The sequence below is a fragment of the Kitasatospora sp. NPDC057936 genome, from assembly GCF_042887525.1.
Lineage (GTDB): Bacteria > Actinomycetota > Actinomycetes > Streptomycetales > Streptomycetaceae > Kitasatospora.
Genome location: NZ_JBHVPD010000122.1, coordinates 1 through 24,373, shown reverse-complemented (window position 1 = coordinate 24,373; position 24,373 = coordinate 1). Strand labels below are relative to the sequence as shown.

29 protein-coding genes, 1 tRNA gene and 1 pseudogene are annotated in these 24,373 nt (G+C 72.9%); 21 read left to right on the top strand and 10 right to left on the bottom strand.

Annotated features, from left to right (window positions below):
* Window positions 1–123 precede the first annotated feature (123 nt).
* Together ACFVU9_RS40345 and ACFVU9_RS40340 are read right to left on the bottom strand one after the other, a co-directional pair.
* Window positions 124–810 (bottom strand): HAD family hydrolase, encoded by a 687-nt coding sequence (locus ACFVU9_RS40345; protein ID WP_387602258.1) that lies wholly within the window; start codon window positions 808–810, stop codon window positions 124–126.
* Entirely contained in the window at window positions 807–1,655 is an 849-nt protein-coding gene (locus ACFVU9_RS40340) for a GntR family transcriptional regulator (RefSeq protein ID WP_387602255.1), read from the bottom strand. The genes ACFVU9_RS40345 and ACFVU9_RS40340 overlap by 4 nt, the downstream gene beginning before the upstream one ends.
* Before the next feature lie 481 nt (window positions 1,656–2,136).
* Here ACFVU9_RS40340 and ACFVU9_RS40335 point away from each other — a divergent pair, with 481 nt between their 5' ends.
* From ACFVU9_RS40335 to ACFVU9_RS40275, 13 genes are all read left to right on the top strand, one after another.
* Window positions 2,137–2,415 carry a hypothetical protein gene (locus ACFVU9_RS40335; protein ID WP_387602252.1) on the top strand — a complete coding sequence of 93 codons (279 nt, stop codon included), beginning with the start codon at window positions 2,137–2,139 and terminating at the stop codon, window positions 2,413–2,415.
* On the top strand, window positions 2,412–3,698 hold the full coding sequence (locus tag ACFVU9_RS40330; RefSeq protein WP_387602249.1) for a hypothetical protein: 1,287 nt from the start codon (window positions 2,412–2,414) through the stop codon (window positions 3,696–3,698). Before ACFVU9_RS40335 ends, ACFVU9_RS40330 begins: the two co-directional genes overlap by 4 nt.
* Window positions 3,695–3,940 carry a hypothetical protein gene (locus tag ACFVU9_RS40325; protein WP_387602246.1) on the top strand — a complete coding sequence of 82 codons (246 nt, stop codon included), beginning with the start codon at window positions 3,695–3,697 and terminating at the stop codon, window positions 3,938–3,940. The genes ACFVU9_RS40330 and ACFVU9_RS40325 overlap by 4 nt, the downstream gene beginning before the upstream one ends.
* Window positions 3,940–4,113, top strand: a complete 174-nt coding sequence (locus ACFVU9_RS40320) for a hypothetical protein (RefSeq protein WP_387602243.1) — start codon at window positions 3,940–3,942, stop codon at window positions 4,111–4,113. The genes ACFVU9_RS40325 and ACFVU9_RS40320 overlap by 1 nt, the downstream gene beginning before the upstream one ends.
* 137 nt (window positions 4,114–4,250) lie before the next feature.
* Window positions 4,251–4,928: a hypothetical protein gene (locus ACFVU9_RS40315; RefSeq protein ID WP_387602240.1), complete on the top strand. Its 678-nt coding sequence runs from the start codon at window positions 4,251–4,253 to the stop codon at window positions 4,926–4,928.
* A gap of 18 nt (window positions 4,929–4,946) precedes the next feature.
* Window positions 4,947–5,381 carry a hypothetical protein gene (locus tag ACFVU9_RS40310; RefSeq protein ID WP_363648102.1) on the top strand — a complete coding sequence of 145 codons (435 nt, stop codon included), beginning with the start codon at window positions 4,947–4,949 and terminating at the stop codon, window positions 5,379–5,381.
* Window positions 5,378–6,061, top strand: coding sequence for a hypothetical protein (locus ACFVU9_RS40305; RefSeq protein WP_387602237.1), 684 nt, complete (start codon window positions 5,378–5,380; stop codon window positions 6,059–6,061). The genes ACFVU9_RS40310 and ACFVU9_RS40305 overlap by 4 nt, the downstream gene beginning before the upstream one ends.
* A gap of 169 nt (window positions 6,062–6,230) precedes the next feature.
* Window positions 6,231–6,386: a hypothetical protein gene (locus ACFVU9_RS40300; RefSeq protein WP_387602234.1), complete on the top strand. Its 156-nt coding sequence runs from the start codon at window positions 6,231–6,233 to the stop codon at window positions 6,384–6,386.
* A gap of 95 nt (window positions 6,387–6,481) precedes the next feature.
* Window positions 6,482–6,643 (top strand): hypothetical protein, encoded by a 162-nt coding sequence (locus ACFVU9_RS40295; protein WP_387602231.1) that lies wholly within the window; start codon window positions 6,482–6,484, stop codon window positions 6,641–6,643.
* Window positions 6,644–6,746: 103 nt separating this feature from the next.
* The gene (locus ACFVU9_RS40290; protein ID WP_363648094.1) at window positions 6,747–7,034 is read left to right on the top strand and encodes a hypothetical protein; all 288 of its coding nucleotides are present in this window, start codon (window positions 6,747–6,749) and stop codon (window positions 7,032–7,034) included.
* Window positions 7,031–9,007, top strand: a complete 1,977-nt coding sequence (locus ACFVU9_RS40285; RefSeq protein ID WP_387602228.1) for a DUF3987 domain-containing protein — start codon at window positions 7,031–7,033, stop codon at window positions 9,005–9,007. Before ACFVU9_RS40290 ends, ACFVU9_RS40285 begins: the two co-directional genes overlap by 4 nt.
* A 242-nt stretch (window positions 9,008–9,249) precedes the next feature.
* On the top strand, window positions 9,250–9,435 hold the full coding sequence (locus ACFVU9_RS40280; protein WP_380502211.1) for a helix-turn-helix transcriptional regulator: 186 nt from the start codon (window positions 9,250–9,252) through the stop codon (window positions 9,433–9,435).
* Window positions 9,435–10,826, top strand: coding sequence for a tyrosine-type recombinase/integrase (locus ACFVU9_RS40275; protein WP_387602225.1), 1,392 nt, complete (start codon window positions 9,435–9,437; stop codon window positions 10,824–10,826). The genes ACFVU9_RS40280 and ACFVU9_RS40275 overlap by 1 nt, the downstream gene beginning before the upstream one ends.
* Window positions 10,827–10,978: 152 nt before the next feature.
* Here the strand turns inward: ACFVU9_RS40275 and ACFVU9_RS40270 are convergent.
* Window positions 10,979–11,059: transfer RNA gene (locus ACFVU9_RS40270), tRNA-Tyr, on the bottom strand.
* 217 nt (window positions 11,060–11,276) lie between these two features.
* Between ACFVU9_RS40270 and ACFVU9_RS40265 the strand changes: the two genes are divergently transcribed.
* Complete coding sequence (locus tag ACFVU9_RS40265; protein WP_380435820.1) at window positions 11,277–11,765, top strand: YajQ family cyclic di-GMP-binding protein; 489 nt, start codon at window positions 11,277–11,279, stop codon at window positions 11,763–11,765.
* Window positions 11,766–11,863: 98 nt separating this feature from the next.
* On the opposite strand, the gene ACFVU9_RS40260 is transcribed toward ACFVU9_RS40265, so the two are convergent.
* Together ACFVU9_RS40260 and ACFVU9_RS40255 are read right to left on the bottom strand one after the other, a co-directional pair.
* Window positions 11,864–12,445 carry a hypothetical protein gene (locus ACFVU9_RS40260; RefSeq protein WP_387602222.1) on the bottom strand — a complete coding sequence of 194 codons (582 nt, stop codon included), beginning with the start codon at window positions 12,443–12,445 and terminating at the stop codon, window positions 11,864–11,866.
* Between the two features lie 165 nt (window positions 12,446–12,610).
* Complete coding sequence (locus tag ACFVU9_RS40255; RefSeq protein WP_387602219.1) at window positions 12,611–13,102, bottom strand: hypothetical protein; 492 nt, start codon at window positions 13,100–13,102, stop codon at window positions 12,611–12,613.
* A 321-nt stretch (window positions 13,103–13,423) separates the two neighbouring features.
* Here ACFVU9_RS40255 and ACFVU9_RS40250 point away from each other — a divergent pair, with 321 nt between their 5' ends.
* The 5 genes and pseudogenes from ACFVU9_RS40250 to ACFVU9_RS40230 form a co-directional block, all read left to right on the top strand.
* Window positions 13,424–13,747 (top strand): hypothetical protein, encoded by a 324-nt coding sequence (locus ACFVU9_RS40250; RefSeq protein ID WP_387602216.1) that lies wholly within the window; start codon window positions 13,424–13,426, stop codon window positions 13,745–13,747.
* A gap of 129 nt (window positions 13,748–13,876) precedes the next feature.
* On the top strand, window positions 13,877–14,995 hold the full coding sequence (locus tag ACFVU9_RS40245) for a M24 family metallopeptidase (protein WP_387602213.1): 1,119 nt from the start codon (window positions 13,877–13,879) through the stop codon (window positions 14,993–14,995).
* 118 nt (window positions 14,996–15,113) lie between these two features.
* Window positions 15,114–16,151 carry a phosphatase PAP2 family protein gene (locus tag ACFVU9_RS40240; RefSeq protein WP_387602210.1) on the top strand — a complete coding sequence of 346 codons (1,038 nt, stop codon included), beginning with the start codon at window positions 15,114–15,116 and terminating at the stop codon, window positions 16,149–16,151.
* Window positions 16,152–16,355: 204 nt separating this feature from the next.
* A complete protein-coding gene (locus tag ACFVU9_RS40235) occupies window positions 16,356–16,619 on the top strand; it encodes a hypothetical protein (protein WP_380435807.1) in 264 nt (87 codons plus the stop codon).
* A gap of 179 nt (window positions 16,620–16,798) precedes the next feature.
* Window positions 16,799–16,927: pseudogene (locus ACFVU9_RS40230) on the top strand (NADP-dependent oxidoreductase); the annotation flags it as partial.
* Between the two features lie 37 nt (window positions 16,928–16,964).
* On the opposite strand, the gene ACFVU9_RS40225 reads toward ACFVU9_RS40230, so the two are convergent.
* Window positions 16,965–17,849 carry a sigma-70 family RNA polymerase sigma factor gene (locus tag ACFVU9_RS40225; RefSeq protein ID WP_387602207.1) on the bottom strand — a complete coding sequence of 295 codons (885 nt, stop codon included), beginning with the start codon at window positions 17,847–17,849 and terminating at the stop codon, window positions 16,965–16,967.
* 74 nt (window positions 17,850–17,923) lie between these two features.
* On the opposite strand from ACFVU9_RS40225, the gene ACFVU9_RS40220 reads away from it, so the two are divergent.
* Window positions 17,924–18,610 carry an FMN-dependent NADH-azoreductase gene (locus ACFVU9_RS40220; RefSeq protein WP_387602204.1) on the top strand — a complete coding sequence of 229 codons (687 nt, stop codon included), beginning with the start codon at window positions 17,924–17,926 and terminating at the stop codon, window positions 18,608–18,610.
* Here the strand turns inward: ACFVU9_RS40220 and ACFVU9_RS40215 are convergent.
* The 4 genes from ACFVU9_RS40215 to ACFVU9_RS40200 all read right to left on the bottom strand — a co-directional run bounded on the left by ACFVU9_RS40215 (window position 18,607) and on the right by ACFVU9_RS40200 (window position 22,773).
* A complete protein-coding gene (locus ACFVU9_RS40215; protein ID WP_380435799.1) occupies window positions 18,607–19,563 on the bottom strand; it encodes a M56 family metallopeptidase in 957 nt (318 codons plus the stop codon). The genes ACFVU9_RS40220 and ACFVU9_RS40215 overlap by 4 nt on opposite strands.
* A gap of 3 nt (window positions 19,564–19,566) precedes the next feature.
* A complete protein-coding gene (locus tag ACFVU9_RS40210; protein ID WP_380435797.1) occupies window positions 19,567–19,989 on the bottom strand; it encodes a BlaI/MecI/CopY family transcriptional regulator in 423 nt (140 codons plus the stop codon).
* Window positions 19,990–20,041: 52 nt separating this feature from the next.
* Window positions 20,042–21,736 (bottom strand): cytochrome c oxidase subunit I, encoded by a 1,695-nt coding sequence (gene ctaD, locus ACFVU9_RS40205; protein ID WP_387602269.1) that lies wholly within the window; start codon window positions 21,734–21,736, stop codon window positions 20,042–20,044.
* 113 nt (window positions 21,737–21,849) lie between these two features.
* Window positions 21,850–22,773: a DMT family transporter gene (locus tag ACFVU9_RS40200; RefSeq protein ID WP_387602200.1), complete on the bottom strand. Its 924-nt coding sequence runs from the start codon at window positions 22,771–22,773 to the stop codon at window positions 21,850–21,852.
* On the opposite strand from ACFVU9_RS40200, the gene ACFVU9_RS40195 reads away from it, so the two are divergent.
* Window positions 22,772–24,208: a PLP-dependent aminotransferase family protein gene (locus tag ACFVU9_RS40195; protein ID WP_387602197.1), complete on the top strand. Its 1,437-nt coding sequence runs from the start codon at window positions 22,772–22,774 to the stop codon at window positions 24,206–24,208. The two genes, ACFVU9_RS40200 and ACFVU9_RS40195, sit on opposite strands and share 2 nt — an antisense overlap.
* The last annotated feature ends 165 nt before the right edge of the window (window positions 24,209–24,373 follow it).

Here is a 24,373-nt window from a genome sequence, read left to right as displayed (position 1 = left end):
GACTTACTCTACCTCTCCCTCTTTTCCACCCAAATTTCTGTATGTTCGTGGGCGGTTCCCCACCCATCTCACGCGTGTTGGGGGGGGGGCCCCGGGGGTTTGGCCGGCCCGGCCCCCCCCACCTCAGGCTAGAGCGTCAGCGATGAGTTCCATCGAGTCCACGATTGTCACGGCGCCTGCGTCAGCCAGTTTGGCGTCCTTGCCCGGCTTGTTGGCGTAGCCGATCGTCGGGACGCCAGCGGCCTCCCCAGCCTCGACGTCGCGGGCTGCGTCGCCGATGAAGATGCACCGCTCCGCCCCGATGCCTGCGGCATCGATCGCTTCGAGCAGGAGGCGCGGGTTCGGCTTCATGGAGGAGGGGTCGCCCGGGGCGCGCCCGAAGACGCCGGCCACGTCGTCGCTGAGCCCGTGCTCGGCGAGGTAGGCCTCGATGGCCGTGCCCGCGTTGTTGCTGACCACGGAGACCAGGCGGCCGGAGCGGACAGCAGCTCGCAGAACCGATTCTCCGCCCCGGGTCGGGCAGGCGGCCCGCACGGCTTCAGTCTCCAGCGCGGCCAGCGCGGCATCCGTGCGCTCCGTGAGATCGGGGCGGGCATCCGAGACCAGCCGGAGCAGGGCGAGCGGGTCGGTCTCCTCCTCCGCCCCAGCGGGGAGTTGCTCGCCGGCGGCGAGCAGGCCCTCACGGAGTCGGCGCGCGACCTCCGGGGCGGGGAGGCCGGCGAAGACCGAGCACACCGGGCCGTCGAAGTCGAGGAGTACGTGCTTCACCGGCCGCAGCACGTCGGCGAGTTGCTGAGGGGTGGCGGTCACGGCTGGCGCTCGTACGCGATCGTGGACCACACGCTGTCGAACCACATCTGGGCCTGCTGGACGTACTGCGATCCGAGCGAGGCGTCGTCCGGGCCGGCGGCGTGGTGGAACAGGGTGGTGTCCTTGCCGGTCACGTCGTAGAAGGTATGGGCGGTGTCGTCGATCGACACGGTGCGCTCGCGGAGCGGGTAGAAGCCGAAGAAGGCCTCCGACCGGTTCAGGATGTACAGCTTGAACAGGCTGGACGCCCTGTGGACCTTGACCTGGACGCTCGCCTTCTGGACCAGGCCCAGCTCCGCCAGCATCTCCACCGAGTGCGCGATCCCGCCGGCGTTCGTCAGGGCGATGTTGCGGGCGCGCTGCCGGAGCGCGGCTTCGTCCTGGAGGCCGTCGACCAGGACCGGCACCGCCATCGGCGCCGTGGTGTCCGGCAGCAGCAGGCGAACCGTGATGGACTCCGGCGCCAGCCGGCCGGAGCGGACCTTATCGAGCGGCTCCTGCAGCGCATTGTGCAGCGTCTCGCTGGAGAAGCCGGCGAAGTCGAGGGTCACCTGCTGTTGCTCGAAGGCCGCTTCGAGGTGAGGCCGCAGCCCGACTGGCCGAGAGGTCCGCTCCCGCACGAACGAGCCGCTCCCCTGCCGGGTCACGATCAGCCCCTCGGTGCGGAGCAGGTCGAGCGCCTTGTCCACCGTGCCGCGCGCCACGCCGAAGTGCTTCGCGAGCTCAGGACCGGAGGGGAGCTTGTCGCCGGTCTCGAAGCCCGGCTTCTTCGTGAGGATCGAGGCCCGCAGAGAGCTGCCGACCTGCTGATACGGGGGGCGAGAGTCATCCGGGTCTAGGGCCATGGGCCAATGCTAGGGGAGGTGCCCAACAGGCGCGAGAAACCCAACTCTCTTGACCTGCCTAAGCAGGTTGTCTATGTTGTGAGTGCCGCACCAAGTGAGACAGGGGCGACACAGAGGGGCCTTCTTTGGGCTGCTCTGAGCTGCGCAAATGCGCCTATGGGGATAGGCGAAGGGGCCCGGGACAGATCGGGCCGAGGTCGACCGCGCCTTGGCATGCGGATGGCATAGACCGAGAGGTCCGCGTCTGCCCTAAAAGACGCACCCCCTGCCAGCTCACCGCCGGACTCCTCGGCGCCGGAGCTGGGCGGTCTCAGCGAACGAGTGTCTTTGGTCCCCGACCCGTGCCGCCTGCGGCGGGCCGGGGGTCATGGCTGCTCGTGACGTGACGAGTAGCTGGCCCCGAAGTCGGGGCCGCCGCGCTTTCCTTGGCCGGGCGCGCGGCAGCCCCTGGGGCGCACCTCCCACTGGAAGAGGTAGACCCGTGAAGTCGATTGTTGCAGGTCAACACGCCTTGGGCACCGAGGAGTTCGCGGAGCTGGCGTTGGGCGTGGACGAGGAGCTGTTCGCCGGCGTGACCGGCGAGTCGGCGATCGAGCGCCAGGCCCGGTTGGACGTGGCGTACGCGGTGCTGGCGGACCTGCGCCGGGAGGACCCGGACCTGGCCCCCTTCGCCGAGCAGCAGATGAAGATGGCGCCGGTGCCGCTGCGGTTCCGGGCGGTCGTCCGCCGCACCGCCGACATCGAGCTGGTGGCCGCGTGAGCGGGCTGGGCGAGTACCGCGCCGAGCGGCGGGCCGACCGTCAGGCCGACCGCGCCGACGCCCGAGCGGACCGTAGGGACGAGCGCGAGCAGAACCGGTTGGACGCCGAGGCGGCCCGTCAGCGGCGGGAGGCTGACCAGCGCGCCGCCGAGGAAAGCCGGCACCAGCGCCGGGCGGCGCGAGCCGCACGTCTCGGCCGGGTGACCAGGTGGGTGTCGGCCAACCCGGCGAGGGCGTTCGTCCGACTGGTGCAGGCCTGCTCGATCGTGCCGGCCTTGGTGTCCCAGGTCTCCGCGCTCGACAGCGCCAAGGTGTACCTGCTGCTCGCGGTACTGCTGGCCGCGATGCTGGAGGGCGGCGCGTGGGCACTGGTCGCCATGGGCGCCCAGGCCGAAGGCGAGCGCTCCACCCGCACCTACCGGCTCGGCGCGTGGGCCGCCGGCATCGTCGCCGGGGGCATCAACTTCGCCCACGGCTGGCAGCAGTACCCGACCCATCACTGGGTCGCGTTCGTGCTGGCCCTGTCCAGCATCGGCGCCGTCTGGCTGACCGACCTCCAGACCCACGGCGGCCGCGGCCCGACCACCGCCGAGAAGAAGCAGGCGAAGGAGCGAGCCGAGCACACCCGCCGCCGCGCCGAGCATCACCCGGAAGTCCGAGAGGTCGCGGACCGCCTTCTGTCCGCCGCCCCCTTCGGCGAACTGCCGGCGGACGAGGCGTGGCGCATCGCGTGGGAGTACGTCCACGGCGTCACCGTCCCCGGCCTGACCGCCGACCTGCTGGCCCGGCGGCTCAACGCCCGCGCCCGGGTGGCGGAGCTGAGCGTGCTCCCGGCACCGGCCGATCTGTGGCCGGGAATGCCCGACGACCCGTTCCCCGCCCTCACCCTCCCGCTCCCCACGGGGCCGTCCGACGGCGTCTACCTCGATGCCGTTCCCGGCGGTCTGCGGAACGCTTCCCCGATCACGGCCGAGAGCCTCGGAGTCCTTTACGGAAGTGGGTTGTGCGCATCCGCACCTGACGCCCGAGAGCTCGACTGCGAGCCCTCGAAGGGACAGGTCGGGAACGCCTCCGCGCCCACCGGGGAACGCCCGCTCGACCCGGCCGACATCGCCCGGGTCCGCATCCTGGCCGATGACCTCGCCGCCCGCGGCGACGAGCTCAGCACCAAGAAGGTCCGCGACGCACTCGGCTGCCGAAACGACTACGCCGTGCGCCTGCGCCGCCACGTCGGAACCGAGCGCGACAACCGCCAGATCGGCCGGACGGACGGTGCCCGGTGAACAACATCCGCAACGTGCCCGGTCTGGGCATCGCTCGCCTCGACCGCGGTGGCGTCGCCTACCGCCTGGTCGAACCGCTGACGATCGATGAGGTCGCCGGCCTGCCCCGCGAGACCTGGTGCCACCGCCTGACGGTCACCGACGCCTCCGCCGGCGGCCGCTGCGCCGCCGAGTTCCACGCGATCTGCGAGCTGGACGGCGAGCCGTTCGTGCTCGTCGGCCGGATCGGGGAGGGCGCCTGATGCTCGGCTTCGGCAAGAAGCAGCCCGCCCAGCCCCAGTCCCGCCAGCAGCGCAGGGCGAAGGCCGTCCGCAAGGCGGACCGGGCCGGGCACGCCGCGATCGACGCGCTCCCCACCAGCCGCTCCATCACGAACTGGTGGCACACCCCGGCCCCCTCGCGGCGCTCCTCCTGATCCTCTCCGGGCCCGGCCTCCACGGCCGGGCCCCTACCTGGAGAACTGACCATGGACTGGCTCCTGAGCCTGCTCTACCCGATCCTCGCGGTCGGCGCCGGCGTCGCCGTGTGGCTTCTCCGTCGGGAGGAGAACCGATGACCATCCCCCCGCCGCCGACCTCCCCGCCCACCATCGGCATGCCCGACGCCGAGCCGGAGCCCCTCGACCTCCGCAAGACCGAGCCGACCGACACCGACGACGACATCGAGGACCAGGCCGTCGAGGACGACGACCAGGACCAGCCCGATGCCGAGGCCGACCAGGAGCGGTACGACCTGCGGACCGTGGCCGAGAGCCTGCGCCTGCTGATCAGCCAGACGCCGGAGGAACAAGCCGAACGCGCCCGCAGGGAGCGCGAGGAGGAGTTCCGGGAGCAGGGGGAAACCCCCGACGAACGCGAAGACCGCCACCGCGCCGAGCAGCTCGTCCAGCAGCGCCGGGCCTCCGTGCTGTGGCGTCAGGCCCACTCCGAGCGTGCCCGCCGGTTCCGCCGCTGGTGCATCCTCACCACCACCTCCGCCGTACTCGGCTACCAGATGGGCGTCGTCCAGCTGGCCGCCCACATGCCCCTGACCGTCGCCGCGCTCGCTGCGGCCGGCGCCTGGCTCGTCGACCTGCGCATGCGCGGGTGGGGCCACGTCCGGGTCTCCGAGGTCCGCGGCTTCCCCGGCCTCACCATCTTGATCCTCGTGCGGGTGCCGTTCGCCTCCGCCCTGGTCGGCGCCCTCGGCCTGGCCCCCTTGATCACCCTCCTCTCCACCAGCCACCACTGACCGCAGGAGATCGACACCATGGACACCCAGTTGCTCGGCTCGTTCGGCTCCGGTGGCCTCTGCCTGGCCATCGCCGTGTGGATCATCCTCGGCAGTCGCAAGGCCGAGAAGCAGGGCAAGCTCGCCAAGAAGCACAAGGACGAGCACACGGCCTGGCTCATGATCGTCTTCGGGATCTTCGCCGCCGGCGCCGGACAGGCCTTCAGCGCGCCGGGGACCGTCGGCGACGCCCTGACCCACGCCTTCACCTCGCAGAGCCAGGTGTTCGGCAACGTCGGTGCCGGGGCGGTCGCCGCGATCCTGACCTTCGCCCTGTTCGGCACCAAGCCCGGCCCGTGGAAGGACAGCGTCCTCGGCGCCACCGTGCCGTCCGTCTACGCCGCTGCCGGCGGGATCTGGGCCCTGCCGCTCACCGTGATCGGCTCGGTCCTCAAGGGCCTGGTCGGTGCGTGATGAAGCTGCACCGCTACCTCGAAGGCGTGTCGGTCACCGCGTTCGGCCTGGGCAACAGACTGATCATCCGGGCCGTCCGGCCCCACGCCGAGAAGGTCTCGGTCACCCGCCAGCAAGTCGGGGGAGCGCTCGCCCTCGGCCTCTTCTTCTCCCCCGTCCTGGCCCGGCCCGTCGCCCGGTACGCGCCGCCCGCCGTCACCGTCCTGCTCGTCCTGTGGGTGATCGTGGCGGTCGTAGCCGGCAACACCAGAGCTGCCACCGCCCTGGCGAAGGCGGACCAGGCCGCGAAGGAGAAGGCTGCCAAGGCCAAGGCCGGGGACCATGGAGAGGCCTCCACCAAGGCCGAACCGGACGACTCCGCCGACCAGGACGACGAGCTCCAGGACGCCCCCGCCGACGCCGACCTGTACGCCCTGGTGCGGTACGTCGCCGCGATGTCCGACCAGGGCACCGCCGCCCACCTCTCCCACCTCTTGGAGGAGGGCCACGCGAGGGGCCTCTTCGGCGGCTGGAAGATCCCCGACCTGAGGACCCACCTGGAGGGCTTGGAGGTAGCTCTGGTCGAGGGCAAGAAGCTCACCTTCAACGGGCGCCAGCGCAACCGCCTCGCGGTGCTACTGGATGCCCTCCCCGAGACCGCCCCGGGCACCGTCCCGGCGGTCGTCCAGAAGGCCGCCTGACCCCTCTCCCCTGCCCCCTCCTGGCACCTCCTCTTGGCGGCGGTAGGGCGGTAGGAACCGCAGGTCAGCGCACGCCTACCGCCCTCCCTACCGGCCCCCTACCTACCGCCCTACCTCGTCCAATCCGCGCCCGCCGGGCGGGGAAAACAATCACCAGAAGGAGCCCGCCGTGGACCAGGACCTCGCCGCCGCGCTCGCTGCGGACGACGCTGCCGAGGACGCCGGTATGCACCCCGACAACCGCCGCACCTGCTGGACCCACCAGTGCTGGGCCGAGGACTGCGCCGACCGCCCGATGCACACCAACCCCAGCGTCTTCAGCTGAACCACTCCCTTCCCCCGAGAGCCTGTCCCCAACAGCCCCACTGACGCGGTCACATGACGGCGGTCCCGTCGGGCCGTCCGACGAAAGGCATCACTGTGTACGACGAGTACGACGCCGCCGACTGGACCCCGGGCGAATGCGACCACTGCACCGCCGGCGAGCCCGTCGAAACCCCGCTCGGACTCATCTACTGCGCGTGCCAGATCGGCCAGGGCGCCGCCCCCGAGAACTGCCTCTGCGGCCCCGAGGACGACTGACCGACACAGCACGAAGCCCCGCAGCAACCGCCGACCTTGCCGGGTGACATGCGGTTGCTGCGGGGCCTATCCGATCCCCTCTCAGAGACCAGAGGACTCCAGCATGCCCGGAAACACCACCTCGCCGCAGCCCCGCTGCGAGGCCGCCCACCTCGGCGACGCCAGCCCCTGCGAGGGCCCGCGCGACGCCGTGACCGTACTCGACCGCCAGGGCGACGCCGCCAAGGCGTGCGTGCACCACGGCTCTCGCCTGTACGCCAGCCTCATCGACCCCCGAGTCCGCCCCTGCAGCGTCCCCGGCGCGGCCATCGAGGTTTACAAGCGCGCCCAGACCACCTCCGCGTTCGCCTGGCTCGACCACCACCAGGTCCCCACGGAGGACGAGCGGTGACCGAGTACGCCCCGAACGTGATCCCATTCCGGCCCGAGCCCGCCGAGGTGAAGGCCGCCGAGCAGGCCGTCATCGGCGCCGCCCTGCTCGACCCCGCCCAGATCCCGGCCCTCGCTGCCCAGCTCGGCGACCCGAGCGCGTTCTACCACCCCGCGCACGAGACGATCTGGCGCACCATCACCCGCATGGCCGGAGGCGAACGGCCGGTCGACCCCGTGCTGCTGGCCGGTGTCCTGCGTGCCCAGGGCGACCTGGTCCGCGTCGGCGGGCCGAGCTACCTGCACACCTGCATCGAGGCCACCCCTACCGCCGCCAACGGCGACTACTACGCCGAGATTGTGCGCGTGGCCGCCGAGCGACGCCGCATCAACACCGCTACCAGTCGCCTCGCCCACATGGCCGGCGACGACCAGGCCGACCTCGACGCCGTCCGCACCGCCGCGCTCGCCGCCCTCGCGGACCTCGCATCCGGCGAGACCTGGCTCGACCCCGTGCCGCTCGGCTCCCACGGCGCCCTGCCCACCTTCCCCGTCCGCGCCCTGCCGGGGTGGGTCGGCGCCTACGTCGAGGCCGTCGCCGAGTTCACCCAGACCCCGCCCGACATGGCCGCCACCATGGCCCTCGCCGCGCTGTCCACCGCCGCCGGCGGCCGGGTGAACGTGGAGATCCGGCCCGGCTGGCGCGAGCAGTCGAACCTCTACCTGGTCTGCGCGATGCCTCCGGCCAGCCGCAAGTCCGACGTCTTCGCCTTCATGACCGGCGCGGTCTACCGGGTCGAGGACGAGCTCCGCGCCGAGGCCAAGAGCCGGATCGTCGAGGCGGAGACCGCCAAGGAGACCGCGCTGGCCGAGGTCGAAGCGCTCATGGCCAAGGCCCGCAAGAACCCCGACCTCGACCGGGCCCACCTGGTGGCCGAGATCTCCGGTGCCCGGATGCTGGCCGACGAGATCGTCGTCCCGCCGAGCCCGCGGCTGACCCTCTCCGGGGACATCACCCCGGAGACCGTCACCCACCAACTCGGCGTCCACCGCTGCCTGGCCGCGCTCTCACCCGAGGGCGACCTGTTCGACAGCATCGTGGGGCGCTACAGCAGCAAGCCCAACCTCGGCGTCTTCCTCCAGGCCCACAAGGGCGAGCGGCTCCAGGCCGACCGGATCACCCGCGAGCAGCCGACCGTCGACAAGCCCGCGCTCACCATCGGCGTCACCCCGCAGCCCGCCGTCCTCCAGGAGCTCGGCGCCGCTCCCGGTGCCCGCGACCGCGGCCTGCTCGCCCGCTTCCTGTACTCGCTCCCGCCCTCCAACCTCGGCTACCGCAAGATCCGCACCACCCCCATCCCCGAGCCGGTCGCCACCACCTACGACGTCCGGCTGTCTGCGCTCCTGCGGGCCCTCACCGCCCTGGAGGAGCCGGTCACCGTGCGGATGACCGAGCCCGCCGACCTCGCGGTCGAGAAGCTCCAGGAGAAGTTCGAGGTCCAGCTCCGCCCGGACGAGCCGCTCGCCCACATCAAGGACTGGGCCGGCAAGCTCGTCGGTCACATCGCCCGCATCGCGGTCCTACTCCACCTCGCCGACCACGTCGCCGGCGACTGGCGCGCGCCCGTCGAGGCCGCCATCGTCGAGCGGGCCGCCGAGATCGCCGAGTACTACACCGCCCACACCCTCGCGGTCTTCGACCTCATCGCCGCCGACCCGGCCACCGAGGACGCCCACGCCCTCCTCCAGTGGCTCCAGCGGCCGAAGAAGGACGGCACCCACCGCACCCACATCAAGGCCCACGACGCCGTCGCGTCGTCCCGGCGGTTCAAGAAGGTCGCCGACGTCGAGCCCGCACTCGCGCTCCTCGAACAGCACGGCTGGCTCCGCACGGATCAGTCCCCTGCCAGCGGCCAGCGCGGCCGGCCTCAGGCCGTCACCTACCGTGTCCACCCGATCCTGAGCGCCCCCGCGGACACGAACCCGATCACGTAACCGTCAGGAACGTCAGGACAAAGCCCTGACCTGGCGAAATGCCGCCGGACGAGCAGTCAGGGCCCGTCAGGTCTGTCAGGGATAGCCGGGATCTCCTGACAGACCTGACAACCCCTGACGCCCGACCAGGGGCCGTACCGGCAGGTCAGCGCGTTCCCCTGACATCCCTGACGCCTTCCGCCCTCCGCCGCCGCCCGCGAGAGGGCACGTAACCCTCCGCACCCACCGCAGGAGACGTCGCCATGCCCAAGCGCGAACTGCTCAAGCTCCCCGCCGTGCTCACCGAACTCGGTATGTCCCGTGCCGCCTTCTACCGGATGCGAGCCCGAGGCAAGGCGCCGCGCCTCATCAAGCTCCCCAACGGCCAGGTCCGGGTCGACCGGGCCGACCTGGACGCGTGGCTCGACGGCTGCGAGGTGGCCGCCTGATGCCCACCTCCTACAAGGTCAAGTTCTGGGACCATCGGCACCGCCCTGACCGGCGGGCCCCCTGGATGGTCCGCTGGACCGTCGCCGGGCGGGAGTTCTCCGAGTCCTTCCTGACCAAGACCGCGGCCGACGGCCGGAAGTCCGAGCTGATCTCCGCTCTCCGCGACGGGCAGCCTTTCGACGTCGACCGCGGCCTGCCGCTCTCCGAGCTCCGCAAGGAGAAGCAGATCACCTGGTACGAGCTCGGACGGAAGTACGTCGAGGCCCGGTGGGAGGGTGTTCCGGCCAAGACCCGCACGACCTGGGCCGACGCCCTGGCCACGGTCACGTTCGAGCTGGTGAAGTCGAAGGCCAGCATGCCGGACAAGCGGGTCGTCCGCCGGGCGCTCTACAGCTGGGCCTTCAACGTGAACGCGTGGGGCGAGGAGCCGCCGGCGGACTGGGTCAAAGCCTTGGCGTGGGTGCAGAAGCAGTCCGTGTCGGTCTCCGCCTTCGAGGAGGCGCCGATGGTGCGCCGCCTGCTGAACGCCCTCGCGGTGAAGCTGGACGGCAAGAAGGCCGCCCCCTCGGTCGTCCTGCGCAAGCGCCGCATCCTCGGCCACCTCTTCGGCTACGCCGTGGAGGAGGGCTACCTGGCCGCCAACCCCCTCCCGACCGTCCAGTGGCAGCCTCCGGAGTCCGAGGACGAGGTCGACCCGGGCCTGGTGGTCAACGAGGACCAGGCCGCCGCGCTCATCGAGGCGGTGGGACGCCAGGGGAAGCGCGGCGCACACCTCCGGGCCTTCTTCGCCTGCCTCTACTTCGGCTGGCTGCGGCCGGCCGAAGCCGTGTTCCTCACGCTCGCGCGCTGTCACCTGCCCACCGAGGGCTGGGGCTACGTGGTGCTGGACGAGACCCGGCCGCGGGTCGGCTCGTCCTGGACGGACGACGGGACACCGCACGACAAGCGCGGCCTGAAGCACCGGGCTGAGAAGGCGACCCGCCGCGTCCCGATCCCGCCCGAGCTGGTGGCGATCCTGCGGGAGCACATCGCCGCCTTCGGGGCCGCGCCCGACGGCCGGCTGTTCCGGACGTCCCGGGGCGGGATGGTGCAGGAGAGCGGTTACGGCGTCGTCTGGCAGCGGGCCCGCGCCGAGGTGCTGTCGCCGGCCGACTGCGCGACGAAGCTCGGCAAGCGGCCGTACGACCTGCGACACGCCGGGATCTCGCTCGGGCTGAACTCCGGGGTCGACCCGACCGAGGTCGCCCGGCGGGCTGGGCACAGCGTCGCCGTCATGCTCCGGGTCTACGCGAAGTGCCTGCACGGCACCGTCGAGTACGCGAACGAGCTGATCTCGAAGCGGCTCAACCGGAACCGCCCGGCGCCGCCAGCCCCGGATCCTGGTCCGTAGCTGGTCCGTACGCGCTGGTCGGGGCCGAGATCCGGGCGAAACCAGGTGAGACAAACCATGCAAAACGACCATCCGGCGTGACCGGTGTTCGAGCAAAAAGAAACGGCCTCTGATCTACGTTTCCGCAGATCAGAGGCCGTTTCTCTATCCGGTGGCTGGTGCAGGGTTCGAACCTGCGTAGCTTGCGCGACAGATTTACAGTCTGCTCCCTTTGGCCGCTCGGGCAACCAGCCAGGATTGGTGTCTCCCGGGGCCTTGCCCCGTTCGACTCCGTAAACGATACCCGATGCCGGGGGGTGGTTCGCCACTCGATTGGTCACGCGATGATCAAGGCCTTCGGCGTGGCTGTCGGGGGCGGCGACAGGGCACCGCTGGATAGGCTGGGGCGGCGGGGCGCCCGGTGCGGCGTGCCGTGCCAGTGAAGCCAGAGCATCAAGGAGACCAACACCCATGGCCGACTCCAGTTTCGACATCGTCTCGAAGGTCGAGTGGCAGGAGGTCGACAACGCGATCAACCAGACCTCCCGTGAGATCGCCACCCGCTTCGACTTCAAGAACGTCGGCGCCGAGATCAGCCGCTCCGGCGAGAAGATCGAGATGAAGGCCAACGGCGAGGAGCGCGTCCGGGCCATCCTCGACGTGCTGCAGACGAAGTTCGTCAAGCGCGGGCTGTCGCTGAAGGCCCTGGACGCCGCCGAGCCGCAGCTGTCCGGCAAGGAGTACAAGATCTTCGCGAACGTGAAGGAGGGCATCACCACCGACGATGCCAAGAAGGTCGCGAAGATCATCCGGGACGAGGGCCCCAAGGGCGTCAAGGCCCAGGTCCAGGGCGACGAACTGCGCGTCAGCTCCAAGAGCCGCGACGACCTCCAGACCGTCCAGGCCCTCCTCAAGGGCAAGGACCTGGACTTCGCGCTCCAGTTCGTGAACTACCGCTGACGCCCTCCCGGCCGATCCGAAGCGGCGACGGCAAGGCCCCGGTCCTGGGTGCGGGACCGGGGCCTTTGTCGTCGGGCCGTGGAGTGCGGCGGGTGGGGTCAGCCGGCGGCGGGGTGGGGGTGGAGGGCGGTACGGGCCGCCGTGGCGTCGGCCAGGGCCTGGGCCTGCGCCTTGAGGGAGGCGAGCCGCTCGTTCACGTCCCGAGCGTCCCGGCCGCCCCGAGTGTCCCGGACGTCCGGGGTGGCCGTGGACGGGAGCTTCGGCGGGGCCGGCGGGGTCACCGAGGGCACGGTCACCGGCAGTGACGGGGGTGCCGGCAGCGAGCCGAGCAGGCCCGACAGGAGGTTGGTCACGGTCGCCAGCAGCTGACCCACGACGCCGGGGACGGAGGAGGTCACGCTCGACAGCAGATCGGTGACCGTCTTGATGATGCCGGACAGGTCCGGGGTGGCGGGGAGGGCCGGGACCGCGGGGGCCGGGACGGACGGCAGGGCGGGGACCGCCGGGGCCGGGACGCTCGGCACGGGGACGCTCGGGAGCGGGTCGTCGGCGAGCGGGGCCGAGACGACGGGGGTTCGGGGGGCCGCGGAGCCGTTGCCCGCGGCGGTGGCGGATGCCGAGGCGACCGGCGTCAGCGCGAGGGCTGCGGTCAGCGCGGCGGCCATCCAGGTGGCACGCATGGGTACTGCTTCCTCTCGGTACGAGTGGGGCGAGATCGCCTGACTCACACCGTGGGGCAGCCACCCGGACGCAGCCACCGCACGTACGCCGAACGGTGGCGCGGCGGCCCCAGCGGCGGCCCCAGCGGCGGCCCCCGCGCCCGGCGTGGCTCGGCCCGGCACGGCTCAACCCGCCGTCGCCGCCCAGCCCTCGGTGCTGCGGTGGGCGCCGAGGCCGACCGCCTCGAACTCGTCCACCCGCCCCTCCTCCACCCGGGCGCCGAGCTGCCGCAGGACGCGGGAGATCGGGCTTCCGCCGGGCGCAAAAGGCTCGAACGCGCTGCTGAGCGGGCCCAGTTCGAGCCGGCCGTCGGTCCACACGGCGGCGCGCTGGGTGCCGGTGCCGCCGAAGAAGTCGGCCTCGATGCAGGCGACCGGGCCCGCCTTGGACCAGGCCGCGAGCCGCAGTTCGAAGCCGTCCGGGTGCCAGGCGAAGCCGGCGCCGCCTTCGGACTTGCGCTCGTCACCGTCGGCCCGGAAGGCGGACAGGAACGCGGGAGTGGCCGGGATCAGCGCCAGTCCTTGTGCGAGCGGCGCCACCCGCGCGGCTGGCACTTCGGCCGCCGCGACCGTCAGCAGCTCCAACGTGCCGATCAGCGCCTGGAGTTCATACGACATGCCCGACATCGTGTCCCACCGCACCGACAACCGGCCCGGAATTTATGATTCCGTGCCCGTCCGGAGTCCGCACGGGTGCTCGAACTCCCGCTCCCGGACCGCGCGTTTGGGCGGCGACGCCGTTCACCGGCGCGCCGACGGGACCGATGCGCGGTCACCCGGGCGGGCGCGCGCCGCATGCGGCGCTCCGGGCAGACGGGTGAACTGGCCGGGTACGGCCCGCCCCGGCCCCCCTCCCGGAGCTCACCCCCGGATCTCACCCCCGGAGCCCGCCCGCGGAGCCCGTACCGGACGAGGACCCCGCACCGGAGGAGGACCCGGATGAGTTCCACGGACGCGCCCCCGCCCCGCCCGGACGGCCCGCAGGCCGGCCCCGCCACCCGGGAGCGCGGCGGAGCGGTGGCCGCCCGGGTCGCCGCCCCGCGGATGTCCTGGTTCACGCTCGCCCTGATGACCACCAGCTCGGTGGCCAGCCTGCGTTCCGCCCCGACCATGGCGGTCTACGGCCTGGCCTGCGTCCTCCTCTACCTCGTCCCGGCGCTCGTGTTCGCGCCGAACGAGAGCGTCGACCCGGGCGAGATCGAGCACATGGCCCACGTCGAGGCGCTGTTCCTGCGTCACTTCGCCGCCGCCGCGCGGGCGTGACGGCGTCCCGGGCGGCCCGCGCCCGGCGGAGCTCCGGCCCACCGCGCCGGCCCCGGACGGGTGACGGGGCCCCGGACGCGTGATGGAGTTCCAGGCAGCAGCCCGTCCGGACCTTGAGGAGGAAGACCCGTGCCCCGACCCTTCACCACCGAGGACTACCGCGCCCGGCTGGCCCGCGCCGCCGCCGACGCGACCGCCGCCGGACTGGCCGGCCTGGTCGTCGCCCCCGGCCCCGACCTGGTCTACCTGTGCGGCTACCAGCCCACCGCGATCACCGAGCGCCTCACCGCCCTGGTGCTCGGCACCGGCCGCGAGCCCGCGCTGGTCGTCCCCCGGCTGGAGCGCCCGGACGCAGAGAAGGCCCCCGGCGCCCCGGCCGTCCGGCTGCTCGACTGGAGCGACGGCGGGGACCCGTACGCCACCACCGCCCCGCTGCTCGACCCGGCCGGGCGGTACGGCGTCTCCGACAACGCGTGGGCCATGCACCTGCTCGGCCTGCAGGGCGCGCTGCCCGGCACCGGCTTCACCTCGCTCACCGCGAGCCTGCCGATGCTGCGCGCGGTCAAGGACGCCGACGAGCTGGAGCGCCTCGCCGCGGCCGGCGGCGCCGCGGACGCCGCGTACCGGGGCGTCCTGGAGGTCGAGTTCGCCGGGCGCCGGGAGACCGACGTCGCCGCCGACCTGGGCGCGCTGCTCATCCAGTACGGCCACAGCCAGGTCGACTTCACCGTCGTCGGCTCCGGCCCCAACGGCGCCAACCCGCACCACGAGGCCGGCGACCGGGTGATCGAGCGGGGCGACACCGTGGTGCTCGACTTCGGCGGCCTCAAGGACGGCTACGGCTCGGACACCACGCGGACGGTCCACGTCGGCACGGACGTCCCGGCCGAGGTGCGCAAGGTGCACGACGTGGTCCGGCGGGCCCAGCAGACCGCGTTCGAGGCCGTCCGCCCCGGCGTCACCTGCCAGGAGATCGACCGGATCGCCCGCCGGGTGATCACCGACGCCGGCTACGGCGAGCACTTCATCCACCGCACCGGCCACGGCATCGGCATCACCACGCACGAACCGCCGTACCTGGTCGAGGGCGAGGAGCAGCCGCTGGTGCCGGGCATGTGCTTCTCGATCGAGCCGGGGATCTACCTGCCCGGCCGCTTCGGGGTGCGGATCGAGGACATCGTCACCGTCACGGCGAACGGCGGGCGGCGGTTCAACAACACCCCGCACGAGCTCGGCATCGTCTCCTGAACCGGCTGCGAGGCGGCACCGGACCGACCCACACCACCCAGCATGAGTAGGACTTTCTTAAGATCCGGTCATCGTTCATCAAGGCTCCTCCCAGCTTGCGCCGCTAGTTTCAGCGGGCATGACCAACCTGCTGCGGCCGGCCCCACCACCACGACTCGTGCAGGCCGGGCGGCCCGGCCCGGTGGGCGCGGCGGCCAGACTCCGGCCGCTGCGGCTGCTCGCCTGGCCGCTCTACCTGGCCTCCCTCGCCTGGTACGTGCGCGGCAACGGCCTGCCGTCCGCCAACGACATGGTCTTCTGCTGGCTGATCGGCGCCCTGCTGACCGCCGCCGTGCACAGCGGACACGGCCCCCGCGGCTTCCTCCTGGTCCTGCGCGACTGGGTCCCGGTCATGGCCGCGGTGTGGACGTACTCGCTGCTTCGCGGCTACGGCGCGCACACCCCCTGGGCGCCGCACTGGCTGCCGCAGCTGGACGCCGACGAGGTGCTCGGCTTCGGCCGGACCTGGACCGTCCGGCTCCAGGACGCGCTCTACACGCCCGGCTCGCCGCACTGGTACGACTACGCGGCGGTCACGGTCTACCTCTCGCACTTCTTCCTGGTCTTCGTGGTCCTCGCGGTGCTCTGGCGGCGCGACCACGCGCGGTACGTCCGGCTGCTCACCTGCTACCTGGTGCTGACCTTCGCCGGCTTCGCGACCTACCTGCTCTACCCGGCCGACCCGCCGTGGCTGGTCGCCCAGGAGGGCCACCTGTCCGGGCTCACCCGGGTGGTGTCCTCGACGCTCACCGACATCGGGCTGCCGCAGGCGCAGTCCGTCTTCGAGAACGGCAGCCAGTTCGCCAACGACGTCGCCGCGATGCCCTCGCTGCACTCCGCCTACCCGGCGATGCTGCTGTTCTTCTTCTGGCCGACCGCCCGCCCCTGGCTGCGCGCGCTGCTCGTCGCCTATCCGCTCGCGATGGCCTTCACGCTGGTGTACGGCGCCGAACACTTCATCGTCGACATCCTGGCCGGCTGGACGTACGCGGCCGTCGTCGTCCTCGGCCTCCGGTGGCTGCGCTCCCGCCGGACCGGGCGCGGGGGAACTGAAAAGAGGCGGGTGCACGTGGCACCCGCCACCAGGTCGCTTCCACCCACGAAGGACACCACGTGATCGGGTGCTATCGATGGCCGAACGCGTCCTGTTCTGCGGCTTGGCTTCCTCCCGGTCACAAGGGCAGGGATTCCCTCCGGCCCACTGTCCGGACTGGGCTTCCGGTTACCCGGTTGCCAGGTTGGCGATTCACGGCCTGCCCAACGGCTAAGGCTCCACGCCCTGACACCGCAAGCCCTGCGGCGTTCATTCCAATGCCGACGCTTGGCTATCGCAGTCGGCACTCCGACGCTATCACTGAGTAGCTGCACTCTCACCCAAAGTGCCGCTTTCGTCCTCGCCGTCCTCGGGATCGGCGCCTACCGGACGGCCTTCGGGGCGCGGAAGGCCGTGATCGGGCGGCAGCCGGAGGGCATCGGCGGGACCGAGGTGTGGGTGCTGCCGAACCCGAGCGGGCTCAACGCGCACTACACGCTGGACGCGCTGGCGGCGGAGTTCCGCACGCTGCGGGAGTCACTGGAGGACTGAACCGGACGGGCCGCCACGAGCCCCTCCGGCAGCGGCCCGGCCCGCAGCTCGCGGATCAGCGCCCGGGCGGCGGCCGTCGCGGCCGGCTCGGGCGTGGTCACGTACCCGACGGACCGGCTGGGCGGGCGCGGCCCAGGTCGGTGACGGCGAGGCCGGCCGGGGCGCCGAGCAGCGTGGTCCTGGGCATGATCGCCGAGCTGCGGCCCGACGAGACGGTGTTCGTCTCGGCCGCGGCCGGCGGCGTCGGCACCGCCGCCGGCCGGTTCGCCCGGCTGCTCGGCGCCGGCCGCGTGATCGGCAGCACCGGCAAGATGACCGTCCGGCTCGCCGACGAGTCCTGACGCCCTACGGCAGCACCGCGAGCTCCAGTCCGGCCAGCCGGGCCGGGTCGGCGACCACCTCGTACCCGGCCACCAGGCCGTCCGCGACCGCCACCCGCAGCACCAGCCGCAGCCGTCCGCCCGGCGCGATCAGGATCCCGGGCACACCGTCCACCAGGACCACCGCGCCGAACCGGGCCCGGCGGCCGAAGACCGTCGTCTCCCGCGCGACGGTGAGCGCCCCGCGCGCGACGAGGGAGCGCCCGGCGGGCAGCGCGGCCGGGTCGGCCCGACGGGCGACGTCCGGCGCGAGCACCGCCAGCAGCTCGTCCAGGTCCCCGCCGCGCGCGGCGGACAGGAAGGCCTCCACGACCCGACGGTGCCCGGCCAGGCGCTCCGGCGGGCCGGCGGCCGTCCCGCGCACCCGCTGCCGGGCCCGGCTGGCCAGCTTCTTGGCGGCCACCGGCGTCCGGCCGACGATCGGCGCGATCTGCTCGAACGGCACCGCGAAGCCGTCGTGCAGCACGAAGGCGACCCGCTCGGCCGGGCCCAGCCGGTCCAGCACCACGAGCAGCGCCCGGCCGACCGACTCGACCAGCAACGCCTCCTCCTCCGGGTCCCCGGCCCCGGCCGGCCCGTCCGGCAGCGCCTCGTCGGCCGGCTCCTCACGGCGCACCGCGCGGGCGCGCAGCAGGTCCAGGCAGATCCGGGAGACGACGGTGGTCAGCCAGCCCGGCAGGTTCGCCACCTCCGCCGGGTCGGTCCGGCCGAGCCGCAGCCAGGCCTCCTGGACGGCGTCCTCCGCCTCGCCCGTCGAGCCGAGCATCCGCTGCGCCACCGCCCGCAGCCGCCCGCGCTCGGCCTCGAAGCGCGCGGCGAGCGCGTCGTCCGGAAATCCGTCCCCGCTCATCGGTCACCTTTCCTCGGCCCGGCCCGTCACCGGTATGACGTTCCGCCCGACCCCGAGGTGACGAGGAGAGCACCATGACGTCCGCCACCCTGCTCCACCTGGACTCCAGCATCAGCCCGGAGGGTTCGGTCAGCCGCGCCCTGACCGCCCGCTTCGCCGCCGTCTGGCGCGCCCGGCACGGCGCCGCCGCCACCCACCGCCACCACGACCTCGTCGCCGACCCGGTGCCCGCGGTGCACGCCGCCTACGACGCCCTCGGCCGCCGCACCGAGCGCAAGGGCGGGCTCCCCCTGGACGACGTCGCCGCGCTCGCCGAGACCCCGGACGAGGAGCGCGAGTGGGCGCTGACCCGCCCGCTGATCGACCGGCTGCTGGCCGCGGACACCCTGGTGGTCGGGTCCCCGATGTACAACTTCACGGTCTCCACCGGCCTCAAGGCGTGGATCGACCGGGTCTCCTTCCCCGGCGCCTACGTCGACCCGGACACCGGCGCGAAGCTGCTGGGCGGCACCCGCGTCGTGGTCGTCGCCGTCCGCGGCGGCGGCTACGGGCCGGGCACCCCGCGCGAGCACCAGGACTTCCAGGTCCCGTACCTGCGGGCGTACTTCGGCAACCTCGGCGTCGCCGAGGAGAACCTGCACGTCGTCACCGCCGAGCTCACCCGGGCCGACGACGTGCCCGCGCTGAACGGGCTCCGGCCGATCGCCGCGGAGTCGCTCGCACGGGCCGGGGCCACGCTCGACGCACTGGCCGCCACTTAGAACGGGGTGACGGCCTTCAGGACGACCAGCAGCGCCACGGCGGCGTTGAGCGCGCACAGCGCCGACGCCGCCGTCCCGACCGCGGCGACCATCGCGGCCAGGCCCGCCGGGGTCTTCGCCGGCGGCCAGTTGCGGTCGGACGGCACCGGGCCGAGCAGCGCGGCGACCCGGCGCGGCACCGGGCCGGGGGCCGGTGCCGGGGCGGCGAAGGCCGCGAAGCCCGGGGACGGCACCGGACGCGCGACGAGGGCCGCCCGGGCCACCGCCCGCGCGGTGATCCGCCGGTCCCCCACCGCCTGCGCCGAGTCCTCGTCCGCCCAGCGCTCCGCGCTGAAGGCCACCGCCTCCTGGAGCGGGCGCAGGAACGGGTTCACGTTGGCCGCGAGCTGGGTGGCCAGCAGGTAGCGGTGGTGCCGGTGCACCAGGTGCGCGCGCTCGTGGGCGACCAGCGCCTCGCGCTCGTCCTCGGCCAGACCCTCCAGCATCCCGGTGGACACCACGACCCGCCCCGGCGAACCCGGCAGCGCGTACGCGTACGGGCTGGCGTCCGGCAGCACCGCGAGGTCGGCGTCCGGCCCGGAGCCCGCCGGCAGGCCGTCCAGCGCCCGCCGGGCCCGGGCCCGCACCCGCAGGTGCCGCGCCGCCGTCCGCAGGCAGGCCGCCCCGACCAGGACCAGCAGCCACATCGCGGCCGTCCCGACCGTCTCGTGGTACGGCAGCGCGGCCCGCACCTCCGGGTCGGACCAGCTGTCCGGCAGCGGGTTGCCGGGGATCTGCGCGGTGCCGACCACGCCGATCAGGCCGAGGCACAGCACGCTGCAGACCGCCATCACCGCGCTGATCACGGTCATCAGCCGGGCCGCGCCCCGCGGGTGCAGGTGCTGCCCGGTGAGGCGCGCGATCGGCACCGCCGTCAGCGGCAGGATCAGCGGGAGGAAGACGAAGAAGCCCACGGGTCAGCTCTCACGGTCGGCCGCTGCCGGATCGGCGGACGCGGAGTCGAGGAGCGCGCGCAGCAGTTCCTCGTCGTGCGGGAGCAGGGCGCTCACGAAGCTCGCCAGGACGGCGTCCCGGTCGGCCTCGCCGTCGAGCATCCGGCGCATCCTCAGGGCGGCGAGCCCGGCCGCGTCGGAGGACGCCTGCCAGAGGTAGGAGCGGCCGGAGCGGGTCCGGGAGACGGCGTTCTTCGCGTGCAGCCGGGAGAGGATCGTCATCACGGTGGTGTACGCCAGGCCGCCGTCCAGGCGTTCCTGCACCCACCCCGCGGTGACCGGGCCGGGCGCGCGCTGGAGCACCGCCAGCACCTGGGCCTCCAGCTCGCCCTGGCCGCGTCGCCGGGCGGGGGCGTCCCCGGCCGGGGCGTGCCTCTCGTCTGCCATGACGGCCCACTCCCTCCGGATGCCGCGCCCCGGAGCCGGCGGGGCACGCCGCTCATCCTAACGAGCGAACCCCGCCCTCCGGGCGGTCCCGGGGGCCATTCTGCCTCCGGTCGAGCTCCGCGATCTCCGGGTGGTGCAAGTCGAACGCCGGGCACTCCGAGCGGATCTTCGGCAGCGTCACGAAGTTGTGCCTCGGCGGCGGGCACGACGTGGCCCACTCCAGCGACCGCCCGTACCCCCAGGGGTCGTCCTCCTCCACCGGCTTCCCGTACTTCGCCGTCCGCCACACGTTGTAGAGGAACGGCAGCGTCGAGGCCCCGAGCAGGAACGAGCCGATGCTGGAGACGGTGTTCAGCGTCGTGAACCCGTCCGAAGCGAGGTAGTCGGCGTACCGGCGCGGCATGCCCTCGGCGCCCAGCCAGTGCTGCACCAGGAAGGTGGCGTGGAAGCCGGTGAACAGCGTCCAGAAGTGGATCCGGCCGAGCCGCTCGTCCAGCATCCGCCCGGTGAACTTCGGCCACCAGAAGTGGAATCCGGCGAACATCGCGAACACCACCGTCCCGAACACCACGTAGTGGAAGTGCGCGACGACGAAGTACGAGTCGGAGACGTGGAAGTCGATCGGCGGCGCGGCCAGCAGCACCCCGGTGAGCCCGCCGAACAGGAAGGTCACCAGGAAGCCGACGGTCCACAGCATCGGCGTCTCGAAGCTCAGCGAGCCCCGCCACATCGTGCCGATCCAGTTGAAGAACTTCACCCCGGTGGGCACCGCGATCAGCATCGTCATGATCGAGAAGAACGGCAGCAGCACCTGCCCGGTGACGAACATGTGGTGCGCCCAGACCGTGATCGACAGGCCGGTGATGGCGACCGTCGCGCCGATCAGGCCGGAGTAGCCGAAGACCGGTTTGCGGCTGAACACCGGGATGATCTCGGTGACGATGCCGAAGAACGGCAGGGCGATGATGTACACCTCGGGGTGCCCGAAGAACCAGAACAGGTGCTGCCACAGCATCGCCCCGCCGTTGGCCGGGTCGAAGACGTGCGAGCCGAACCGCCGGTCCGACTCCAGGCAGAGCAGCGCCGCCGCCAGCACCGGGAAGGCGAACAGCACCAGGACCGCGGTGAGCAGGACGTTCCAGACGAAGATCGGCATCCGGAACAGCGTCATGCCCGGCGCCCGGAAGCAGACGATCGTCGTGACGAAGTTGACCGAGCCGAGGATGGTCCCGAACCCGGAGAGCGCCAGTCCCATGATCCACAGGTCCGCGCCGTGGCCCGGGCTGTGCATCCGGCTGTTGAGCGGCGCGTAGGCGAACCAGCCGAAGTCGGCCGCGCCGCCCGGGGTCAGGAAGCCGAACATGACGATCAGCGAGCCGAACAGGTAGAGCCAGTAGGCGAGCGCGTTCAACCGGGGGAAGACGACGTCCGGTGCGCCGATCTGCAGCGGCATGATCCAGTTGGCGAAGCCCGCGAAGAGCGGGGTCGCGAACATCAGCAGCATGATCGTGCCGTGCATGGTGAACAGCTGGTTGAACCGCTCGTTGTCGATCAACTGCAGCCCCGGGCGCGCCAGTTCGGCCCGCATCAGCAGTGCCATGACGCCGCCGGCGAGGAAGAACAGGAACGACGTCGTGATGTAGAGGGTGCCGATCCGCTTGTGGTCGGTCGTGCTCAGCCAGCCCACCAGGGCCCGCCCGCGCCGGCGTCGGCGCAGACGGGCCCGGTCCACGACGTCCTTCGGCAGGAGAGTCACGCGGCGCGCCTTCCGGGCTCGGGCTGGCGGTGGTCGGACCCACCACTACCAGCGGCCGCCCACCGAAGCCCGGGGCGCGCGCGGCGCATCACCCGAACAGGCCCTCACGCACGGGCGCGCTGGGTGACGGCGATGCAGACGAGCACCACCACGGCCGTCACCGGAGCCGCCGCCGGCAGGTCCTCGGCCAGCAGCAGAACCGCCCACACGAGCGTCAACAGCGGCTGTGCGAGCTGGAGTTGGCTCGCCCTCGGCACGCCGATCGCCGCCATCCCCCGGTACCAGAGCACGAACCCGCCGAACTGCGACACCGCCGCCGTGTACGCCAGCCCGACCAGCGCCTTCGCGCCCGGGTGGACGGGCTCGGCGGGCAACGCGAGCGCGGTGGTCAGCACGGTCGCGGGCAGTGCGGCCACCACCGCCCACGCGATCACCTGAGCACCCGGCAGGTCCCGCGACAGGCGCCCGCCCTCCGCGTACCCGGCGGCGCAGACGAGCAGCGCCGCGAACAGCAGGCAGTCCGCGGCGCTCGGCCGGCCGTGGCTCTGCAGCAGGGTGAACGCGATCACGGCCGCCGCCCCCACCAGCGCGGCCCCCCAGAACGCCCGGGACGGCCGACGGCCGGTGCGCCACGCCGCGAACACCGCCGTCGCCAGCGGCAGCAGGCCGATGACCACCGCCGAGTGCGCCGTCGAGGACATCCGCAGGGCGAGCGTGGTGAGCAGCGGGAAGCCGAGGACGCAGCCCGCCGCGACGACGAGCAGGCCGGGCCACTGCCGCCGGGTCGGCAGCGGAGCGCGGACGGCCGCCAGGTAGAGGGCGGCGAGCAGGCCCGCCCCGGCCCCGCGCAGCCCGGTGGCCGTCCAGGGGCCGAAGCCGGTGAGGGCCCAGGAGGTGGCCGGGAAGCTGAACGAGAAGAGGAGCACCCCGAGGGCGGCGGGCAGGGTGCCGGCGGCCGCTGCCGAACCAGGGCCGACGATCCGCGGTGCTATCGCCGACATTCGAATAGCGCTATCTTGTGCCTTCATGAACGAGCGTAGCAGTGTGGCCGAACTCGCCGAAAGCCTGCGCCGCGAGGTGGAGCGCTACCCCGAAGGACGAAAGCTGCCGTCCAGCCGCGCCCTCGTCGAGCGCCACCAGGTCAGCCCGGTGACGGTCTCCCGGGCGATCGCCGTCCTCGCGGCCGAGGGGCTGGTCGTCTCCCGGCCGGGAGCCGGGGTGTTCCGGGCCGCCCACTTCGCCGCCGCGCCGAGCGCCCGCACGGGCGACCTCTCCTGGCAGGAGGTCGCGCTCAGCGCCGGCTCCGGCCCGCGCGACCTGCTCGCCGCACCGGTGATGGCCACCCTCAACGTGCCGGCGCCCGACGTCATCGACCTCAACAGCGGCTACCCGCACGCCGGCCTGCTCCCCGAACGCCTGCTGGCCGGCGCCCTCGCCCGGGCCGGACGCCGCCCCGGCGCCTGGGACCGCCCGCCCGCCGACGGCCTCACCGAACTGCGCGGCTGGTTCGCCCGGGACATCGGCGGCACCGGCGGCCCGATCGGCGCCGGAGACGTCCTGATCACCGCCGGCGGACAGGGCGGCCTCACCGTCGCGGTGCGGGCGCTCGCCGCGCCCGGCACACCCGTCCTGGTGGAGTCCCCGACGTACCCGGGGATCCTCGCGGTCCTGCACGCGGCCGGGCTGCGGCCCGTCCCCGTCCCGGTCGACGCCGACGGCGTCCGCACCGACCTGCTGGCCGACGCCTTCGCGGCCAGCCGGGCCCGGCTCTTCGTCTGTCAGCCGCTGTTCCAGAACCCGACCGGCGCGGTGCTCTCCCCCGAACGGCGCACCGAGGTCCTGCGGATCGCCCGCGCCGCCGGGGCGTTCGTCCTCGAAGACGACTTCGCCCGGCTGCTGGTCCACACCGACGCCCCCGCGCTGCCCCGCCCACTGGCCGCCGACGACCAGGACGGCGTCGTGGTCCACCTGCGCTCCCTGACCAAGGCGGCCTCGCCCAACCTGCGGGTCGGAGCCCTGACCGCCCACGGCCCGGCCCTCGCACGACTGCGGGCCACCCAGGTCGTGGACAGCTTCTTCGTGCCCCGCCCGCTCCAGGAGGCCACCCTGGAACTCGTCTCCGACCCCGGCTGGCCCCGCCACCTGCGCACGCTGGGGGCCGAACTCCAGGACCGCCGCACCGCCACCGTCGCCGCCCTGCACCGCGAACTGCCGGGCTTCCTCGACGACTACCGCCCGGGCGGCTACCACCTGTGGCTACGCCTGCCGGACGGCACCGACGACGCCGTCCTCACCGCAGCGGCCCTGCGAACCGGCGTCCTCGTCACCCCCGGCCGCCCGTACCACCCGGCAGAACCCCCGGCAGCGCACCTCCGCCTCAGCTACGCGGCAGCCGAGAGCGCCACACAAGCGACCGAGGGCATCCACCGCCTGAGGAGGGCGTACGAATCCCTGACCTCATAGCCCCCCGCACCAACGCACCCACCCAAACCACCCCCCACCCCCAAACCCACCCACCCGACCCACCCACCCCCCACCCCTCATCCCTCCCCAGCGAGAGGGAGCGCTGCGGGAGGGGGTGGCGGAGGGGGTGGCCGCGGAGAGGGGCGTGACGGGTGATTTTCAGAC

Bases quoted from the DNA above. Each gene is read 5' to 3' on its own strand.
- ACFVU9_RS40340 (WP_387602255.1), bottom strand. From the start codon at position 1,655: ATGGCCCTAGACCCGGATGACTCTCGCCCCCCGTATCAGCAGGTCGGC.
- ACFVU9_RS40320 (WP_387602243.1), top strand. From the start codon at position 3,940: ATGCTCGGCTTCGGCAAGAAGCAGCCCGCCCAGCCCCAGTCCCGCCAG.
- ACFVU9_RS40315 (WP_387602240.1), top strand. From the start codon at position 4,251: ATGACCATCCCCCCGCCGCCGACCTCCCCGCCCACCATCGGCATGCCC.
- ACFVU9_RS40310 (WP_363648102.1), top strand. From the start codon at position 4,947: ATGGACACCCAGTTGCTCGGCTCGTTCGGCTCCGGTGGCCTCTGCCTG.
- ACFVU9_RS40290 (WP_363648094.1), top strand. From the start codon at position 6,747: ATGCCCGGAAACACCACCTCGCCGCAGCCCCGCTGCGAGGCCGCCCAC.
- ACFVU9_RS40280 (WP_380502211.1), top strand. From the start codon at position 9,250: ATGCCCAAGCGCGAACTGCTCAAGCTCCCCGCCGTGCTCACCGAACTC.
- ACFVU9_RS40275 (WP_387602225.1), top strand. From the start codon at position 9,435: ATGCCCACCTCCTACAAGGTCAAGTTCTGGGACCATCGGCACCGCCCT.
- ACFVU9_RS40265 (WP_380435820.1), top strand. From the start codon at position 11,277: ATGGCCGACTCCAGTTTCGACATCGTCTCGAAGGTCGAGTGGCAGGAG.
- ACFVU9_RS40260 (WP_387602222.1), bottom strand. From the start codon at position 12,445: ATGCGTGCCACCTGGATGGCCGCCGCGCTGACCGCAGCCCTCGCGCTG.
- ACFVU9_RS40255 (WP_387602219.1), bottom strand. From the start codon at position 13,102: ATGTCGTATGAACTCCAGGCGCTGATCGGCACGTTGGAGCTGCTGACG.
- ACFVU9_RS40250 (WP_387602216.1), top strand. From the start codon at position 13,424: ATGAGTTCCACGGACGCGCCCCCGCCCCGCCCGGACGGCCCGCAGGCC.
- ACFVU9_RS40240 (WP_387602210.1), top strand. From the start codon at position 15,114: ATGACCAACCTGCTGCGGCCGGCCCCACCACCACGACTCGTGCAGGCC.
- ACFVU9_RS40225 (WP_387602207.1), bottom strand. From the start codon at position 17,849: ATGAGCGGGGACGGATTTCCGGACGACGCGCTCGCCGCGCGCTTCGAG.
- ACFVU9_RS40220 (WP_387602204.1), top strand. From the start codon at position 17,924: ATGACGTCCGCCACCCTGCTCCACCTGGACTCCAGCATCAGCCCGGAG.
- ACFVU9_RS40210 (WP_380435797.1), bottom strand. From the start codon at position 19,989: ATGGCAGACGAGAGGCACGCCCCGGCCGGGGACGCCCCCGCCCGGCGA.
- ACFVU9_RS40195 (WP_387602197.1), top strand. From the start codon at position 22,772: ATGAACGAGCGTAGCAGTGTGGCCGAACTCGCCGAAAGCCTGCGCCGC.
- ACFVU9_RS40200 (WP_387602200.1), bottom strand. From the start codon at position 22,773: ATGAAGGCACAAGATAGCGCTATTCGAATGTCGGCGATAGCACCGCGG.